The following is a 15,771-nucleotide window of genomic DNA, read 5'->3' as shown; positions in this document are numbered from 1 at the left end:
CCCAAAAAACCCCGCCTGCGTCTTCACCGGCAAGGGGCTATCTTTTGGCGGCAGTCTGATTCGCCCGGAAGCGACCGGTTACGGTCTGGTTTATTTCACTGAAGCGATGCTGAAACGCCACGGTATGGGTTTTGAAGGAATGCGTGTTTCCGTTTCTGGCTCCGGCAACGTCGCCCAGTACGCTATCGAAAAAGCGATGGAATTTGGCGCTCGCGTGGTTACAGCATCAGACTCCAGCGGCACCGTGGTTGATGAAAGCGGATTCACGAAAGAGAAACTGGCGCGTCTTATCGAAATCAAATCCAGCCGCGATGGTCGCGTTGCAGATTACGCCAAAGAATTTGGTCTGGTCTATCTCGAAGGCCAACAGCCGTGGTCTGTTCCGGTTGATATCGCCCTGCCTTGCGCGACCCAGAACGAACTGGATGTAGACGCCGCGCACCAGCTTATTGCCAATGGTGTTAAAGCGGTGGCGGAAGGGGCAAATATGCCAACCACCATCGAAGCGACTGAACTGTTCCAGCAGGCAGGCGTACTGTTTGCACCGGGTAAAGCGGCCAACGCTGGCGGCGTTGCGACATCGGGGCTGGAAATGGCGCAAAACGCTGCGCGTCTGGGCTGGAAAGCCGAGAAAGTTGATGCGCGTTTGCACCATATTATGCTGGATATCCACCATGCCTGTGTTGAACACGGTGGTGAAGGTGAGCAAACCAACTACGTGCAGGGCGCGAATATTGCAGGCTTTGTGAAGGTTGCCGATGCGATGCTGGCGCAGGGCGTAATTTAAGTCATCAGGCGTTTGCGCCGGATGCGGCGTGGACGCCGCATCCGGCCTACAAAAATCTACTGCATCAGACCTTTATGTTATCGCGTCACTGCCCGCGTCTTCTGATGGCGGGCTTTTTTTCACCGCTCGCTTGCGTGGTGAAGCCTTTTTCTTCTCTTCTCCACTACCCGGTGCCACTATGCCGCGAAACTGCCGCACCGGCGTACGTTTTGCCTGATCAATCAATTGGTAAAGCGTCCCCACCAGCGGCTGCATAAAGTCCTGGTAGCGACACTGCTTTTCGCTGATTTGCGTCAGCACCGATTCCCAGTGCGCGGTCATGTCCGGTCGCGTCGCCATCTCTGGCAGCGAATGGAATAACGCTTTTCCGGCGTCGGTGGAGTGGATATAGCGCCCTTTTTTGGTCAGGAAACCACGCTTGAACAGCAGTTCAATAATCCCGGCACGAGTTGCTTCCGTCCCTAGTCCATCGGTCGCACGAAGGATTTTTTTCAGATCTTTGTCCTGCACAAAGCGCGCGATCCCGGTCATCGCTGAAAGCAGCGTTGCATCGGTGAAATGACGTGGTGGCTGAGTTTGCCGCTCTACCACTTCACCTTTTTCACACAATAACTCATCGCCTTTCGCTACCACCGGCAGCGGTGTACCATCGTTTTCTTCATCACGCTCTTTGCTGCCTAACAGCGTGCGCCAGCCTGCTTCAGCAAGAAAACGGGCTTTAGCGACAAATTTGCCTTTGGCAATGTCCAGTTCGATAACACATTTGCGGAACACCGCATCCGGACAGAACTGCATCAAATACTGACGGGCAATCAGGTTATAGACCTTCGCTTCGTTCTCCGTCAGGTTGATGGCAGAACTCCGCGCGGTCGGGATGATGGCGTGGTGCGCATCGACCTTTTTGTCATCCCAGCAGCGATTACGTAAATCTGGATCAACCACCGGCTGCGGTAACAAGCCCGGCGCATGAACGCTGATGGCATTCATTACCGCCTGACGTCCGGCAAAATGTTCTTCCGGCAAATAACGACAATCGGAACGCGGATAAGTGATCAGTTTGTGCGTTTCGTACAGCTTCTGGCAGATATCAAGTACGTTCTGCGCACTCAGACCAAAGCGTTTTGCTGCTTCAATCTGCAACGCCGAAAGTGAAAACGGCAACGGCGCGGATTCTGATTCCCGTTTATCGTTATAACTGGTGACAATCGCCGGTTGACCGCTGATGCGGTTAACCACATGCTCCGCCAGTGGACGATGCAGCAAGCGCCCTTCTTCATCCTGGTACGGCTCACACGCTTCGCTCGGTTGCCAGATAGCGGTAAATCGCTCATCGGCAGGCGTCACGATATGCGCTTTGACCTCAAAGAAATCTTTCGCCACGAAGTTTTCAATTTCTTCGTCGCGGCGCACCACCAGCCCGAGCACTGGCGTCTGCACGCGTCCAACGGAAAGGACGCCCTGATAACCCGCATTGCGACCGAGAATGGTGTACGCGCGGGTCATATTGATGCCGTACAGCCAGTCGGCACGCGCTCGCGCCAGCGCAGAAACGCATAGCGGTACAAACTCGCTATTGGAACGAAGACGATCGATCGCCCGTTCAACCGCCTGCGGGTTCAGGTCGTTGATCAAGCAACGCTGCACCTGCTGACGCTTTTCCGGCGCCAGTTGCAGGTAGTCCAGCACTTCATCCACCAGCAATTGCCCTTCGCGATCCGGGTCTCCGGCATGAATAATTTCGCTGGCTTCATGCAGAAAGCGTTTGATGACGTTAAGTTGTTTGGTCACGGAGGGTCGTGGCTGTAATTGCCACTTTTCCGGGACAATGGGGAGATCGGCCAGGTTCCAGCGCGCATAGCGACTGTCGTAGGCGTCTGGCTGCGCCTGCTCAAGCAGGTGACCAATACACCAGGTCACCACCTGACCGTTACCGCACTCGATAAAGCCATCGCCTTTACGGTGCGGTTTGGGCAGGACATCAGCAATAGCGCGCGCCAGACTCGGTTTTTCGGCAATAAATAACCGCATTGAATTAACGGATCTCAACCATGGCACGACCAGCGCGCGCAGGCACCAGTTCGCCAATCGCCGTCAGTTCGATACCAAATTCGGCAGCGGTAGCTTTTACTTCGTTTTCAGCCTCTGGCATCACCGCCAGCAGCAGACCGCCGGAGGTTTGCGGATCGCACAGCAGATCGCGCACTTCACGCGGCATTTCACCCATCAGATGACCATAGCTGGCAAAGTTGCGTTCGGTGCCGCCAGGTACTGCACCCAGCTTAATGTACTCTTCCACGCCAGGCAGTTTCGGGATCGCGTCATAGTCGACACGTGCCTGTACGCCTGCGCCCTGACACATTTCGCTCAAATGCCCCAGCAGACCAAAACCAGTCACGTCAGTCATCGCTTTTACGCCTTCGATGTTGGCAAAGGACGCGCCTGCGATGTTCATCCGGCACATCACTTCCGTCGCCAGCCCCTGATGTTCCGGTTTCAGCAGTGATTTTTTCTCCGCAGTGGTAAGAACGCCAATCCCCAACGGTTTCGTCAGGAACAGTTTACATCCGGCTTGTGCGGTACTGTTTTTCTTCACCCGCTCAGTTGGAACGATCCCCGTGACCGCCAGACCGAAAATCGGTTCCGGCGCGTCGATGGAGTGACCGCCAGCCAGCGCAATACCCGCCTGACGACATGCGTAGCGACCACCTTCGGTGACTTCGCGGGCAATTTCCGGGGACAGTTTGTTAATCGGCCAGCCGAGGATCGCAATTGCCATAATCGGTTTTCCGCCCATCGCGAAGATATCGCTGATGGCGTTAGTCGCGGCAATGCGGCCAAAATCGAAAGGGTTATCAACGATCGGCATAAAGAAGTCGGTGGTGCTGATAACGCTGGTGCCATTGCCCAGATCGTATACCGCCGCATCGTCGCGGGTTTCGTTACCCACAAGCAAATTCGGATCAACAAACTTCGCCTGTTCGCTGTGCAGGATGGTTTCCAGCACTTTTGGGGAAATTTTACAGCCGCAACCGGCTCCGTGGCTGTATTGGGTCAAACGAATCGAGTTCTCGCTCATGGACATCTCCTGTCAATGCAATCCGGGTATGGTAACCCTCATTCCGTGAAGTGATAAGTGAGAGTGTCTGAATTACTGCGCCTTTGCTCACAATCCACACAGTTTTGCCGTTTTTATCAAAAATAAGTCACAAACGGTGTCGGGTCCGGAATGTTTATCGACGTTGACGCTTTCAGTTGTGGCGTACCGAGATAGAGAAATCCGACAATTTTATCCTGCTCGCGACAGCCGAATGCGTCACGCACCACCGGGCTTTCAGTTAATGCGCCACTGCGCCAGATGCCGCCAAAGCCCTGGGCAACCGCCGCCATTTGCATTGCCATAACCGCGCAACCCGCCGACATTTCCTGCTCCCAGCGCGGGACTTTATGATTTTCTTCGCATTTCGCCACCACCGTTATGATGAGCGGCGCCCGGAACGGCGCATTACGCGCTTTGTCGATTGCTTTTTCATCGTTACCGGCAGCAATCGCCCCCTGCTCCAGAACGGCACTGAAACGCTCACGCCCTTCCCCTTCAATCACAAAGAAATGCCACGGTTGCATGGATTTATGGTCTGGCGCACGCATACCCGCGCGCAGGATATTTTGCAGTTGCTCACCCGTTGGCGCTGGCTCAGCCAGACGGGAGGCGCTACGGCGGTTGATCAATAGTTCGAGTGCATCCATTTGATTAACTCCTGTCATGATGTTTATTCACAAAATTAACACGAGAGTGGATTTTGTTACAGCACAGTCCATGATTCCTGCTGACAAGTGCCGGTTGGGTCATTACGATAACCACATCACTTGCACCTGTAACAGGTGTAACTTTTAGTCTGGGAGAATACATGCGAACCCTTTGGCGATTTATTGCCGGATTTTTTAAATGGACGTGGCGTCTGCTGAATTTCGTCCGTGAAATGGTACTTAACCTGTTCTTTATTTTTCTCGTGCTGGTTGGCGTGGGGATCTGGATGCAAGTCAGCGGTGGTGATTCGAAAGAAACCGCCAGCCGTGGCGCACTGCTGCTTGATATTTCTGGTGTGATCGTCGATAAGCCCGACAGTTCGCAGCGGTTTAGTAAGTTAAGTCGTCAGTTGCTTGGTGCCAGTTCCGATCGTCTGCAGGAAAACTCGCTGTTTGACATTGTAAACACCATTCGCCAGGCGAAGGACGACCGCAATATCACCGGTATCGTGATGGATCTGAAAAACTTCGCGGGCGGCGATCAGCCTTCCATGCAGTACATCGGCAAAGCTCTGAAAGAGTTTCGTGACAGCGGTAAACCGGTTTATGCCATTGGCGAGAACTACAGTCAGGGGCAGTATTATCTTGCCAGTTTCGCCAATAAAATCTGGCTTTCCCCGCAGGGTGTGGTCGATCTGCATGGCCTTGCCACCAACGGTCTGTACTACAAATCGTTGTTGGATAAGTTAAAAGTTTCCACTCATGTGTTTCGCGTAGGTACGTATAAATCTGCCGTTGAACCGTTTATTCGTGATGATATGTCACCGGCAGCCCGCGAAGCTGACAGCCGCTGGATTGGTGAGCTGTGGCAAAACTATCTGAATACCGTTGCCGCTAACCGCCAGATCCCTGCCCAGCAGGTATTCCCTGGGGCGCAAGGTTTGCTTGATGGTTTAACCAAAACTGGCGGCGATACCGCGAAATATGCGCTGGATAACAAACTGGTGGATGCGCTGGCGTCAAGTGCCGAAATCGAAAAAGCCCTGACCAAAGAGTTTGGCTGGAGTAAGGCTGATAAAAATTATCGCGCCATTAGCTATTACGATTACGCATTGAAAACGCCGGCAGATAGCGGTGACGGCATTGGTGTAGTGTTTGCCAATGGTGCAATTATGGATGGCGAGGAAACTCAGGGGAATGTAGGCGGTGATACCACTGCGGCACAAATCCGCGATGCTCGTCTTGATCCAAAAGTGAAAGCGATTGTTCTGCGCGTTAATAGCCCTGGTGGCAGCGTTACGGCTTCTGAGGTGATCCGCTCTGAACTGGCAGCAGCCAGAGCAGCGGGCAAACCTGTGGTTGTGTCAATGGGCGGCATGGCGGCATCCGGTGGCTACTGGATCTCCACTCCGGCTAATTACATTGTGGCTAACCCCAGTACCCTGACCGGCTCTATTGGTATTTTCGGCGTGATCACCACCGTAGAAAACAGTCTGGATTCGATTGGTGTTCATACCGATGGCGTCTCAACTTCACCGCTGGCGGATGTTTCCATCACTAAAGCACTGCCGCCGGAAGCGCAGCAGATGATGCAGCTAAGCATTGAGAATGGCTATAAACGCTTTATCACGCTGGTTGCTGATGCGCGTCATTCGACGCCGGAGCAGATTGATAAAATCGCCCAGGGCCACGTCTGGACCGGTCAGGATGCAAAAGCTAACGGCCTGGTCGATAGCCTCGGTGATTTCGATGATGCGGTCGCAAAAGCGGCAGAACTGGCAAAACTGAAGCAGTGGCATCTGGAATATTACGTCGATGAACCGACCTTCTTCGACAAAGTGATGGACAACATGTCAGGTTCTGTCCGGGCGATGTTGCCAGATGCGCTTCAGGCCATGTTACCTGCCCCGCTGGCCTCGGTAGCCTCTACCGTGAAAAGCGAAAGCGACAAGCTGGCTGCCTTTAACGATCCGCAAAACCGTTATGCGTTTTGCCTGACCTGCGCCAACGTGCGTTAAGTCTTGTACTGAGTGGTCGACAGATCGTCGGCCACTTATTTTTTACGTCTACGAATCCCCCTTCCCGCTGTTTCGCCCCATATTTCCTTATCCGCATAGTATCAGGTGCGCTCCCCCTGCCTCACGTATATACTTTTGCTCTTTCGATATCATTCATATCAATATCATGCAAAAGAAATCAATTTACGTTGCCTACACGGGCGGGACCATCGGGATGCAGCGTTCCGAGCAGGGTTATATTCCGGTGTCAGGTCATCTACAACGCCAGCTGGCGCTGATGCCGGAGTTCCATCGCCCGGAGATGCCAGATTTCACTATTCATGAATATACGCCGCTGATGGATTCTTCTGATATGACGCCGGAAGACTGGCAGCATATTGCTGAAGATATTAAAGCGCACTATGACGACTATGATGGTTTTGTCATTCTGCACGGCACCGATACGATGGCCTATACCGCTTCTGCGCTGTCGTTCATGCTGGAAAACCTCGGCAAACCGGTCATTGTGACAGGGTCACAAATTCCATTAGCCGAGTTACGCTCTGACGGACAAATCAATCTGTTGAATGCGTTATACGTTGCGGCGAATTACCCGATCAACGAAGTAACACTCTTTTTTAATAACCGTCTGTATCGCGGTAACCGCACCACCAAAGCCCATGCCGATGGTTTTGATGCCTTCGCGTCACCAAATCTTCCTCCATTGCTGGAAGCGGGTATTCACATCCGTCGTTTAAATACGCCACCCGCACCGCACGGCGAAGGTGAACTGATCGTTCATCCAATCACGCCACAACCGATCGGCGTGGTAACAATTTATCCGGGGATTTCTGCTGACGTTGTGCGCAATTTCCTCCGTCAACCGGTGAAAGCGTTGATTTTGCGCTCATATGGCGTGGGCAATGCGCCCCAAAACAAAGCCTTCCTGCAAGAATTACAAGAGGCCAGCGATCGCGGTATTGTGGTGGTCAACCTGACACAATGTATGTCCGGTAAAGTGAACATGGGCGGTTATGCTACCGGTAATGCCCTCGCCCATGCCGGCGTTATTGGCGGCGCGGATATGACTGTAGAAGCCACATTAACCAAACTGCACTACCTGCTTAGCCAGGGACTGGATACCGAAACCATTCGCAAGGCCATGAGCCAAAACCTGCGCGGCGAACTGACGCCGGATGATTAAGGAGACTGCAATGCCCCATCGCGCCCTGTTACTGGTCGATTTACAAAATGATTTCTGTGCTGGTGGCGCGCTCGCCGTACCGGAAGGTGACAGCACAGTGGATGTTGCTAACCGCCTGATTGACTGGTGCCAGTCGCGCGGAGAAGCGGTTATTGCCAGTCAGGACTGGCACCCGGCTGATCATGGCAGCTTTGCCCGCCAGCACGGTGTAGAGCCTTATACGCAGGGACAACTCGACGGCCTGGCGCAAACATTCTGGCCTGAACACTGTGTGCAGAACAGTGAAGGCGCACAATTACATCCGTTACTGAATCAAAAAGCGATCGCAGCCGTGTTCCATAAAGGCGAAAACCCTTTAGTTGACAGTTACAGTGCTTTTTTTGATAACGGCCGTCGGCAGAAAACCGCGCTCGATGACTGGTTGCGCGATCATGGAATCAATGAATTGATCGTTATGGGTCTGGCGACCGACTATTGCGTGAAGTTTACCGTGTTGGACGCATTGCAGGCAGGTTATAGCGTGAACGTGATTACCGATGGCTGTCGCGGCGTGAATATCCAGCCACAGGACAGCGCGCACGCGTTTATGGAGATGTCAGCGGCTGGGGCAACGCTATATACACTGGCGGACTGGGAAGAGACGCAGGGATAATTTTACGCTGGCCTACAATTCTGTACTGTCGTTGTAGGCCAAATAAAGTGCGGCAGCGGTGCCTCTGGCATGTTGGTTGTTAAATCAAACAACCAACACGTGACAGTAAAGATTATCCCCTCCCTTCGTAAACGCGCTACAAAGGGGACAATTCATTCACTTAAACATGGCAATTGGTTTTGCCGTGATACCAAAATCTTCTTTCAACTGTTGTTTGCTCTTCATGACCATCTGGCCGTTCGTATCAATAGTCATATGCTGCGCATCGGTATTGTTACGGGCTTGCCACAGCATCACCAGTTGCAGACAGTTCTCTTTTTGTTCTTCCGTCAAGGCAACACCGTCTGGCCATTTACCCAGTTCAACGGCTGTCGATAAACGCTGGTAAACCTCAGGCGTCATGCTGTTGATTATTTCATCAAGATTCATAATTTTCCCGCTCCTGTGGAATAAGTTGCTGAATCGTTTTTTCAACCGTTGATTTCTTCGCCATTTTCGCCATCAGTAAAACGCAATGATGCCGAGTTAACACAGTAGCGTTCGCCTGTGGGTTGTGGGCCGTCGGGAAAAACATGCCCCAGATGAGCATCACAGTTTCCACAACGAATTTCTATCCGCTGCATTCCATGTGACAAGTCTTTGATATAACGGATTGAATCTTCACTCACCGGCTCATAAAAACTGGGCCAGCCACAGCCTGAATCATACTTGGTTTGAGAATGAAACAGAGGGGCGTCGCAGATCAAACAGTGGTAAATGCCGTCGCGCTTATTATGCAATAAACGTCCAGTAAATGGCGGCTCCGTCCCGTGATTCTGTGTCACGTAAAACTGCATCTCGGACAAATTTTTTTTCAGTTCTTCTGCCGAAGGTTTGTTAGCCATTTGCTCACATCTCACTTTAATCACGCTCACATTACGTGACTTATTCTAACAAAACATTAACACCAACTCGCAAAATTTTGTTCTAAACTTGATCTCAACGAAATGGCAGCACTTAAAACGTGATAAAAATCACATTTTTATCGTAATTGCCCTTTAAAATTCGGGGCGCCGACCCCATGTGGTCTCAAGCCCAAAGGAAGAGTGAGGCGAGTCAGTCGCGTAATGCTTAGGCACAGGATTGATTTGTCGCAATGATTGACACGATTCCGCTTGACGCTGCGTAAGGTTTTTGTAATTTTACAGGCAACCTTTTATTCACTAACAAATAGCTGGTGGAATATATGACTATCAAAGTAGGTATCAACGGTTTTGGCCGTATCGGTCGCATTGTTTTCCGTGCTGCTCAGAAACGTTCTGACATCGAGATCGTTGCAATTAACGACCTGTTAGACGCTGATTACATGGCATACATGCTGAAATATGACTCCACTCACGGTCGTTTCGACGGCACCGTTGAAGTGAAAGACGGTCATCTGATCGTTAACGGTAAAAAAATCCGTGTTACCGCTGAACGTGATCCGGCTAACCTGAAATGGGACGAAGTTGGTGTTGACGTTGTCGCTGAAGCAACTGGTCTGTTCCTGACTGACGAAACTGCTCGTAAACACATCACCGCTGGTGCGAAAAAAGTGGTTATGACTGGTCCGTCTAAAGACAACACTCCGATGTTCGTTAAAGGCGCTAACTTCGACAAATATGCTGGCCAGGACATCGTTTCCAACGCTTCCTGCACCACCAACTGCCTGGCTCCGCTGGCTAAAGTTATCAACGATAACTTCGGCATCATCGAAGGTCTGATGACCACCGTTCACGCTACTACCGCTACTCAGAAAACCGTTGATGGTCCGTCTCACAAAGACTGGCGCGGCGGCCGTGGCGCTTCTCAGAACATCATCCCGTCCTCTACCGGTGCTGCTAAAGCTGTAGGTAAAGTACTGCCAGAACTGAATGGCAAACTGACTGGTATGGCGTTCCGCGTTCCAACCCCGAACGTATCCGTAGTTGACCTGACCGTTCGTCTGGAAAAAGCTGCAACTTACGAGCAGATCAAAGCTGCCGTTAAAGCTGCTGCTGAAGGCGAAATGAAAGGCGTTCTGGGCTACACCGAAGATGACGTAGTATCTACCGATTTCAACGGCGAAGTTTGCACTTCCGTGTTCGATGCTAAAGCGGGTATCGCTCTGAACGACAACTTCGTGAAACTGGTATCCTGGTACGACAACGAAACCGGTTACTCCAACAAAGTTCTGGATCTGATCGCTCACATCTCCAAATAAGTTGAGATGACTTTGTGATCTAAAAAGAGCGACTTCGGTCGCTCTTTTTTTTACCTGATGAAATGAAGTTAAAGGACTGCGTCATGATTAAGAAAATTTTTGCCCTTCCGGTCATCGAACAAATTTCCCCTGTCCTCTCCCGTCGTAAACTGGATGAACTGGACCTTATTGTGGTCGAACATCCCCAGGTAAAAGCCTCTTTTACATTACAGGGCGCACACCTTCTCTCGTGGAAACCTGCGGGTGAAGAAGACGTCCTGTGGTTGAGCAATAACACTCCGTTCAAAAATGGCGTCGCCATTCGCGGTGGCGTGCCGGTTTGCTGGCCGTGGTTTGGTCCGGCAGCACAACAAGGTCTGCCTGCGCACGGTTTTGCCCGTATTCTGCCGTGGACGCTGAAATCGCATAGTGAAGATGCCGATAGCGTGACACTGACTTTCGAACTGACGCAAAGCGACGAGACAAAAAAATACTGGCCGCACGACTTTACGCTGTTAGCGCATTTCCGCGTGGGTGAAACCTGTGAAATCGATCTTGAAGCGCACGGCGAATTTGAAACCACCTCTGCTCTGCATACTTACTTTAACGTGGGTGATATTGCTAAGGTAAGCGTCAGTGGTCTGGGCGATCGCTTCATTGATAAAGTGAACGATGCGAAAGAAGATGTACTGACCGACGGTATTCAGACCTTCCCTGATCGTACCGATCGCGTGTATCTGAATCCGCAAGATTGCAGTGTGATTAATGACGAAGCGTTGAATCGTACTATTACCGTTGGTCACCAGCATCATCTGAACGTCGTCGGCTGGAACCCTGGCCCGGCACTTTCAGTCAGCATGGGCGATATGCCGGATGATGGCTACAAGACCTTTGTTTGTGTAGAAACAGCTTACGCTTCAGAAACTCAAAAAGTGACTAAAGAGCAACCTTCCCATCTGGCACAATCCATTCGCGTTGCCAAACGTTAATTTGTGCTAGTTTATGTGCCGGGTGCGATGCATCCGGCACATCTCAACATCACACCATATCCAGCGAAGTTTTGCCTTTTGGTGCCGGATACGCGTTGTCCAGCATGGCTAATTCCTCTGACGAAAGCACAATCTCAAGCACAGCTGCATTTTGTTGAACATGGGCGATAGTTGCCGCTTTTGGAATCGCCATCACGCCCTGATGGCTGATTACCCACGCCAGCAACACTTGCGCGGCAGTGGCATTGTGAGCATGAGCTATTTCGTTGACCACTGCGTTTTTTAGCAAACCATTACGTAAGCGCCCGGCCTGCGCCAACGGACTGTAAGCCATCACTGGCATTTGCTGTTGTTGGCACCAGGGGAGTAGATCATACTCAATCCCTCGCGAGCCGAGATGATAAAGCACTTGATTAGTGGCACACTGATTTCCACCCGGCACCTGCCAGAGCTCCTGCATGTCAGAATAATCAAGGTTGGAAACGCCCCAGCGGCGGATTTTTCCCTGGGCGATCAATTTTTCCATTGCTGCGACAGTCTCTTCAAAAGCGAAACTGCCAGACCAGTGTAATAAGTAAAGATCGAGATAATCAGTATTGAGGCGGCGTAAACTGGCTTCACATGCGTTAATCGCTTTTTGTCCGCCAGCATTCCACGGATAGACTTTAGAGACGAGAAAGACTCTATCACGCAGACCGGTTAATGCTTCACCGACCACCTTCTCGGCACCGCCATCGGCATACATTTCGGCGGTATCAATGAGGGTTAAACCGAGGTCAATGCCCGCGCGTAGTGCAGCAACTTCTGTTTTGCGCTGACTGGCGTCTTCGCCCATATACCATGTTCCCTGCCCTACGGCTGGCAGTGAGACATCGCCACTGAACTGAATCATTTTTTGTTGCATTGTTTCCTCCCGGTTTTTGTACCACCGTAATGCAAAACAGGGCGTGACGCCCTGTTTTTATGCACAAAATGCCCTGGAAAGATGCATTATCAGAATTTGTAGGTGATCCCGGTAGAAATCAGACCAGTCCAGGATTTATCCACCATCGGGCTGTCAGTAACTTCATCAGACAGGCGGGTGTAGCGTGCGGTGCCGTAAACACTCCAGTCGCCGAGGAAGTTGTAGCTGGCACTCAGCTCCAGGTAAGGACTCCAGCTGTCATTCGGGTTATAGCCACGCAGACCGCTGCGAGCGGATTCTTTGCGCGATACGCCATAATAGTATTCGTTCTGGTTTTCGCTGTTCCACTGCACACCGATACCCGGAGTCACGGTCAGGCCGCCGTTGGTGTAACGGTACAACCAGGCCATATCCCACACGATACCGTTGCTGTTATCCAGTGTGTCTCCTGCCAGGGTGGTACGCAGATAACCGTACTGGGTAAAGTGTGCGTAGGACAGACCAGCCATCATAGTGCTCTTACGGTCATCCAGGTGGCGCATTTGGTGATCACCACTGTCTTTGGCTTTGAAGTAGAGCGGCGACCAGTAAGCGGTAATTGAAAGTTTATCCGTTGCGTCATTCCACAGGTAGTAACCACCACCTAAGCCACGGAACCAGAAGTTATCGCCTTCATAGTTGATTACTGGTACTGGGTAAACATCGGTATCGTAATCTTTATAGGGGTGTTCAACGACACCTACGCCTGCGCCCAGGGAAAAATTACCTTCAGCGTGCGCTACGCCTGCAGACGTTGCGATAAGCACTCCAAGTGCCAGAAGTTTGAGTTTGGTCACAATTAATCATTCCTTAAACAAATGTTTAGCGGGCGACAAAGTTTACCCGTCAATACATCGAAACCCAACCTTTTTACATTTTCATTTCTAAAGGTAACTGTTTAATTTTCCTGACGCTGATGACATCGGGCTTACACCTGAATGAATTTTGCGTTACTGGCGGCAATATTCTTTACATTAATTATGCAATTTTTATGGATGAGTTGTTGATATGCCATTGAAATCCAGAAAGCCATGCAGGCAAGTTTTCCAATTGCCATCTACGCTTAATTTTGAAGGTGTATCACCGGGCACGTTGTTCTCACAGTCGGTAAGATGGCATGAGAGTTGCTGTGTTTTAGCAAGCGACGTCGTTCAGTTTACCTCTTCCGGGAGCCTCTACTATTCATATGAACGGCTCTTAACCTGTGCTAAAAAACGAAAGGACGGCATACCATGAATATATTCGATCACTATCGCCAGCGATATGAAGCTGCCAAGGACGAAGAGTTCACACTGCAGGAGTTTCTTACCACTTGTCGGCAAGATCGCAGTGCTTATGCCAACGCGGCTGAGCGGCTATTGATGGCTATTGGTGAGCCGATCATGGTCGATACGGCCCAGGAGCCCAGACTTTCTCGACTCTTTTCCAACCGGGTCATTGCACGTTATCCGGCGTTTGAAGAGTTTTACGGCATGGAAGACGCGATTGAACAGATTGTCTCTTATCTGAAACACGCGGCTCAGGGGCTGGAAGAGAAGAAACAAATCCTGTATCTGCTGGGGCCTGTAGGTGGGGGTAAATCATCGCTTGCTGAGCGACTGAAATCATTAATGCAGCTCGTGCCTATTTATGTATTGAGCGCCAATGGTGAGCGTAGCCCGGTCAACGATCATCCATTCTGTCTGTTCAATCCACAGGAAGATGCGCAGATTCTGGAAAAAGAGTATGGCATTCCTCGCCGTTATCTCGGCACCATCATGTCGCCGTGGGCTGCGAAGCGTCTGCATGAGTTTGGTGGTGACATCACAAAATTCCGGGTTGTGAAGGTCTGGCCGTCTATTCTGCAACAAATTGCCATCGCCAAAACGGAACCGGGCGATGAGAATAACCAGGACATCTCCGCGCTGGTAGGGAAAGTCGATATTCGGAAGCTCGAACACTACGCGCAAAACGATCCGGACGCCTATGGTTATTCCGGTGCGCTGTGCCGTGCAAACCAGGGGATCATGGAATTTGTCGAGATGTTTAAAGCACCGATCAAAGTGCTGCATCCCCTGTTGACCGCCACCCAGGAAGGTAACTACAACGGGACGGAAGGTATCTCCGCCCTGCCATTTAACGGGATTATTCTCGCTCACTCGAACGAATCCGAATGGGTCACTTTCCGTAATAACAAGAACAACGAAGCCTTCCTCGACCGTGTCTATATCGTGAAGGTTCCGTATTGCTTACGCATTTCCGAAGAGATCAAAATCTACGAGAAACTGCTTAATCATAGTGAACTGACTCACGCCCCATGCGCGCCTGGCACGCTGGAAACGCTGTCTCGTTTTTCCATTCTTTCGCGCCTGAAAGAGCCGGAAAACTCCAGCATTTATTCAAAGATGCGCGTTTACGATGGCGAAAGCCTGAAAGATACCGACCCGAAAGCCAAGTCGTATCAGGAATATCGTGATTACGCAGGCGTCGATGAAGGGATGAATGGTCTGTCCACGCGTTTCGCGTTTAAGATCCTCTCGCGCGTGTTTAACTTCGATCACGTGGAAGTGGCGGCTAACCCGGTTCATCTGTTCTACGTCCTGGAACAGCAGATTGAGCGCGAGCAGTTCCCGCAAGAGCAGGCAGAACGCTATCTGGAGTTCCTGAAAGGTTATCTGATCCCGAAATATGCCGAGTTTATCGGTAAAGAGATCCAGACAGCTTATCTCGAATCCTATTCCGAATATGGGCAAAACATTTTCGACCGTTATGTCACCTATGCGGATTTCTGGATCCAGGATCAGGAGTATCGCGACCCGGATACCGGTCAGTTGTTTGACCGCGAATCTCTTAACGCCGAGCTGGAGAAAATCGAAAAACCGGCGGGGATCAGCAATCCGAAAGATTTCCGCAACGAGATTGTCAACTTTGTGCTGCGCGCCAGAGCGAATAACAGCGGACGCAATCCGAACTGGACCAGCTACGAAAAACTGCGCACGGTTATCGAGAAAAAAATGTTCTCCAATACCGAAGAGTTGTTGCCGGTCATTTCGTTTAACGCCAAAACCTCAACCGACGAGCAGAAGAAACACGACGATTTTGTCGACCGTATGATGGAAAAAGGCTACACCCGTAAACAGGTGCGTTTACTGTGCGAATGGTATTTGCGCGTACGTAAATCGTCTTAACACAATGGCCCGGTGCACATGTTACCGGGCCGACAATGACAGCGAACCGTAGGCCGGAAAAGCAAAGCGCATCCGGCAATACAGGTGC

At 51.2% G+C, this 15,771-nt stretch carries 14 protein-coding genes; 7 read left to right on the top strand and 7 right to left on the bottom strand.

Annotated features, from left to right (window positions below; translation table 11 throughout):
* Positions 1–787: glutamate dehydrogenase (locus EQY_RS0103050; protein ID WP_000297611.1), on the top strand; the 787-nt coding region annotated here is incomplete at its 5' end.
* A gap of 72 nt (positions 788–859) precedes the next feature.
* Here EQY_RS0103050 and topB read toward each other — a convergent pair.
* From topB to EQY_RS0103030, 3 genes are all read right to left on the bottom strand, one after another.
* A complete protein-coding gene (topB, locus tag EQY_RS0103045; protein ID WP_001235782.1) occupies positions 860–2,815 on the bottom strand; it encodes a DNA topoisomerase III in 1,956 nt (651 codons plus the stop codon).
* A gap of 4 nt (positions 2,816–2,819) precedes the next feature.
* Positions 2,820–3,863, bottom strand: coding sequence for a selenide, water dikinase SelD (gene selD, locus EQY_RS0103040; RefSeq protein WP_010345861.1), 1,044 nt, complete (start codon positions 3,861–3,863; stop codon positions 2,820–2,822).
* A 116-nt stretch (positions 3,864–3,979) separates the two neighbouring features.
* A complete protein-coding gene (locus EQY_RS0103030; RefSeq protein ID WP_000339273.1) occupies positions 3,980–4,531 on the bottom strand; it encodes an NAD(P)H nitroreductase in 552 nt (183 codons plus the stop codon).
* Positions 4,532–4,692: 161 nt separating this feature from the next.
* Here EQY_RS0103030 and sppA point away from each other — a divergent pair, with 161 nt between their 5' ends.
* The 3 genes from sppA to pncA all read left to right on the top strand — a co-directional run bounded on the left by sppA (position 4,693) and on the right by pncA (position 8,384).
* A complete protein-coding gene (sppA, locus tag EQY_RS0103020) occupies positions 4,693–6,549 on the top strand; it encodes a signal peptide peptidase SppA (RefSeq protein WP_001259799.1) in 1,857 nt (618 codons plus the stop codon).
* Positions 6,550–6,715: 166 nt separating this feature from the next.
* Complete coding sequence (gene ansA, locus EQY_RS0103015; protein ID WP_001170164.1) at positions 6,716–7,732, top strand: asparaginase; 1,017 nt, start codon at positions 6,716–6,718, stop codon at positions 7,730–7,732.
* 10 nt (positions 7,733–7,742) lie between these two features.
* The gene (pncA, locus tag EQY_RS0103010; RefSeq protein WP_001120525.1) at positions 7,743–8,384 is read left to right on the top strand and encodes a bifunctional nicotinamidase/pyrazinamidase; all 642 of its coding nucleotides are present in this window, start codon (positions 7,743–7,745) and stop codon (positions 8,382–8,384) included.
* A 156-nt stretch (positions 8,385–8,540) separates the two neighbouring features.
* Here pncA and EQY_RS0103005 read toward each other — a convergent pair whose 3' ends face one another.
* Together EQY_RS0103005 and msrB are read right to left on the bottom strand one after the other, a co-directional pair.
* Positions 8,541–8,813, bottom strand: a complete 273-nt coding sequence (locus EQY_RS0103005; RefSeq protein WP_010345857.1) for a YeaC family protein — start codon at positions 8,811–8,813, stop codon at positions 8,541–8,543.
* A 41-nt stretch (positions 8,814–8,854) separates the two neighbouring features.
* Positions 8,855–9,268: a peptide-methionine (R)-S-oxide reductase MsrB gene (gene msrB / locus EQY_RS0103000; protein ID WP_001284610.1), complete on the bottom strand. Its 414-nt coding sequence runs from the start codon at positions 9,266–9,268 to the stop codon at positions 8,855–8,857.
* A 341-nt stretch (positions 9,269–9,609) separates the two neighbouring features.
* Between msrB and gapA the strand changes: the two genes are divergently transcribed.
* Both gapA and EQY_RS0102990 read left to right on the top strand, forming a co-directional pair.
* Positions 9,610–10,605 carry a glyceraldehyde-3-phosphate dehydrogenase gene (gapA, locus tag EQY_RS0102995; protein ID WP_000153502.1) on the top strand — a complete coding sequence of 332 codons (996 nt, stop codon included), beginning with the start codon at positions 9,610–9,612 and terminating at the stop codon, positions 10,603–10,605.
* A gap of 83 nt (positions 10,606–10,688) precedes the next feature.
* The gene (locus tag EQY_RS0102990) at positions 10,689–11,573 is read left to right on the top strand and encodes a D-hexose-6-phosphate mutarotase (protein ID WP_010345855.1); all 885 of its coding nucleotides are present in this window, start codon (positions 10,689–10,691) and stop codon (positions 11,571–11,573) included.
* Between the two features lie 49 nt (positions 11,574–11,622).
* Here the strand turns inward: EQY_RS0102990 and yeaE are convergent, their stop codons facing one another.
* A complete protein-coding gene (gene yeaE / locus EQY_RS0102985; protein WP_001186367.1) occupies positions 11,623–12,477 on the bottom strand; it encodes a methylglyoxal reductase YeaE in 855 nt (284 codons plus the stop codon).
* 89 nt (positions 12,478–12,566) lie between these two features.
* Positions 12,567–13,313, bottom strand: a complete 747-nt coding sequence (gene mipA, locus EQY_RS0102980; RefSeq protein ID WP_000163784.1) for a scaffolding protein MipA — start codon at positions 13,311–13,313, stop codon at positions 12,567–12,569.
* A gap of 435 nt (positions 13,314–13,748) precedes the next feature.
* On the opposite strand from mipA, the gene yeaG reads away from it, so the two are divergent.
* The gene (gene yeaG, locus EQY_RS0102975) at positions 13,749–15,683 is read left to right on the top strand and encodes a protein kinase YeaG (RefSeq protein WP_001019859.1); all 1,935 of its coding nucleotides are present in this window, start codon (positions 13,749–13,751) and stop codon (positions 15,681–15,683) included.
* Positions 15,684–15,771: the final 88 nt, after the last annotated feature.

It is taken from the genome of Escherichia sp. TW14182, assembly GCF_000208525.1.
GTDB lineage: Bacteria > Pseudomonadota > Gammaproteobacteria > Enterobacterales > Enterobacteriaceae > Escherichia > Escherichia ruysiae.
Note: the sequence above shows the minus strand (reverse complement) of the source record. Positions and strands in the feature narration are given on the sequence as shown.

What these genes read in the sequence shown, in the direction of transcription:
- topB (WP_001235782.1), bottom strand. Translation starts at nt 2,815, where the DNA reads ATGCGGTTATTTATTGCCGAAAAACCGAGTCTGGCGCGCGCTATTGCT.
- selD (WP_010345861.1), bottom strand. Translation starts at nt 3,863, where the DNA reads ATGAGCGAGAACTCGATTCGTTTGACCCAATACAGCCACGGAGCCGGT.
- EQY_RS0103030 (WP_000339273.1), bottom strand. Translation starts at nt 4,531, where the DNA reads ATGGATGCACTCGAACTATTGATCAACCGCCGTAGCGCCTCCCGTCTG.
- sppA (WP_001259799.1), top strand. Translation starts at nt 4,693, where the DNA reads ATGCGAACCCTTTGGCGATTTATTGCCGGATTTTTTAAATGGACGTGG.
- ansA (WP_001170164.1), top strand. Translation starts at nt 6,716, where the DNA reads ATGCAAAAGAAATCAATTTACGTTGCCTACACGGGCGGGACCATCGGG.
- pncA (WP_001120525.1), top strand. Translation starts at nt 7,743, where the DNA reads ATGCCCCATCGCGCCCTGTTACTGGTCGATTTACAAAATGATTTCTGT.
- EQY_RS0103005 (WP_010345857.1), bottom strand. Translation starts at nt 8,813, where the DNA reads ATGAATCTTGATGAAATAATCAACAGCATGACGCCTGAGGTTTACCAG.
- msrB (WP_001284610.1), bottom strand. Translation starts at nt 9,268, where the DNA reads ATGGCTAACAAACCTTCGGCAGAAGAACTGAAAAAAAATTTGTCCGAG.
- gapA (WP_000153502.1), top strand. Translation starts at nt 9,610, where the DNA reads ATGACTATCAAAGTAGGTATCAACGGTTTTGGCCGTATCGGTCGCATT.
- EQY_RS0102990 (WP_010345855.1), top strand. Translation starts at nt 10,689, where the DNA reads ATGATTAAGAAAATTTTTGCCCTTCCGGTCATCGAACAAATTTCCCCT.
- yeaE (WP_001186367.1), bottom strand. Translation starts at nt 12,477, where the DNA reads ATGCAACAAAAAATGATTCAGTTCAGTGGCGATGTCTCACTGCCAGCC.
- yeaG (WP_001019859.1), top strand. Translation starts at nt 13,749, where the DNA reads ATGAATATATTCGATCACTATCGCCAGCGATATGAAGCTGCCAAGGAC.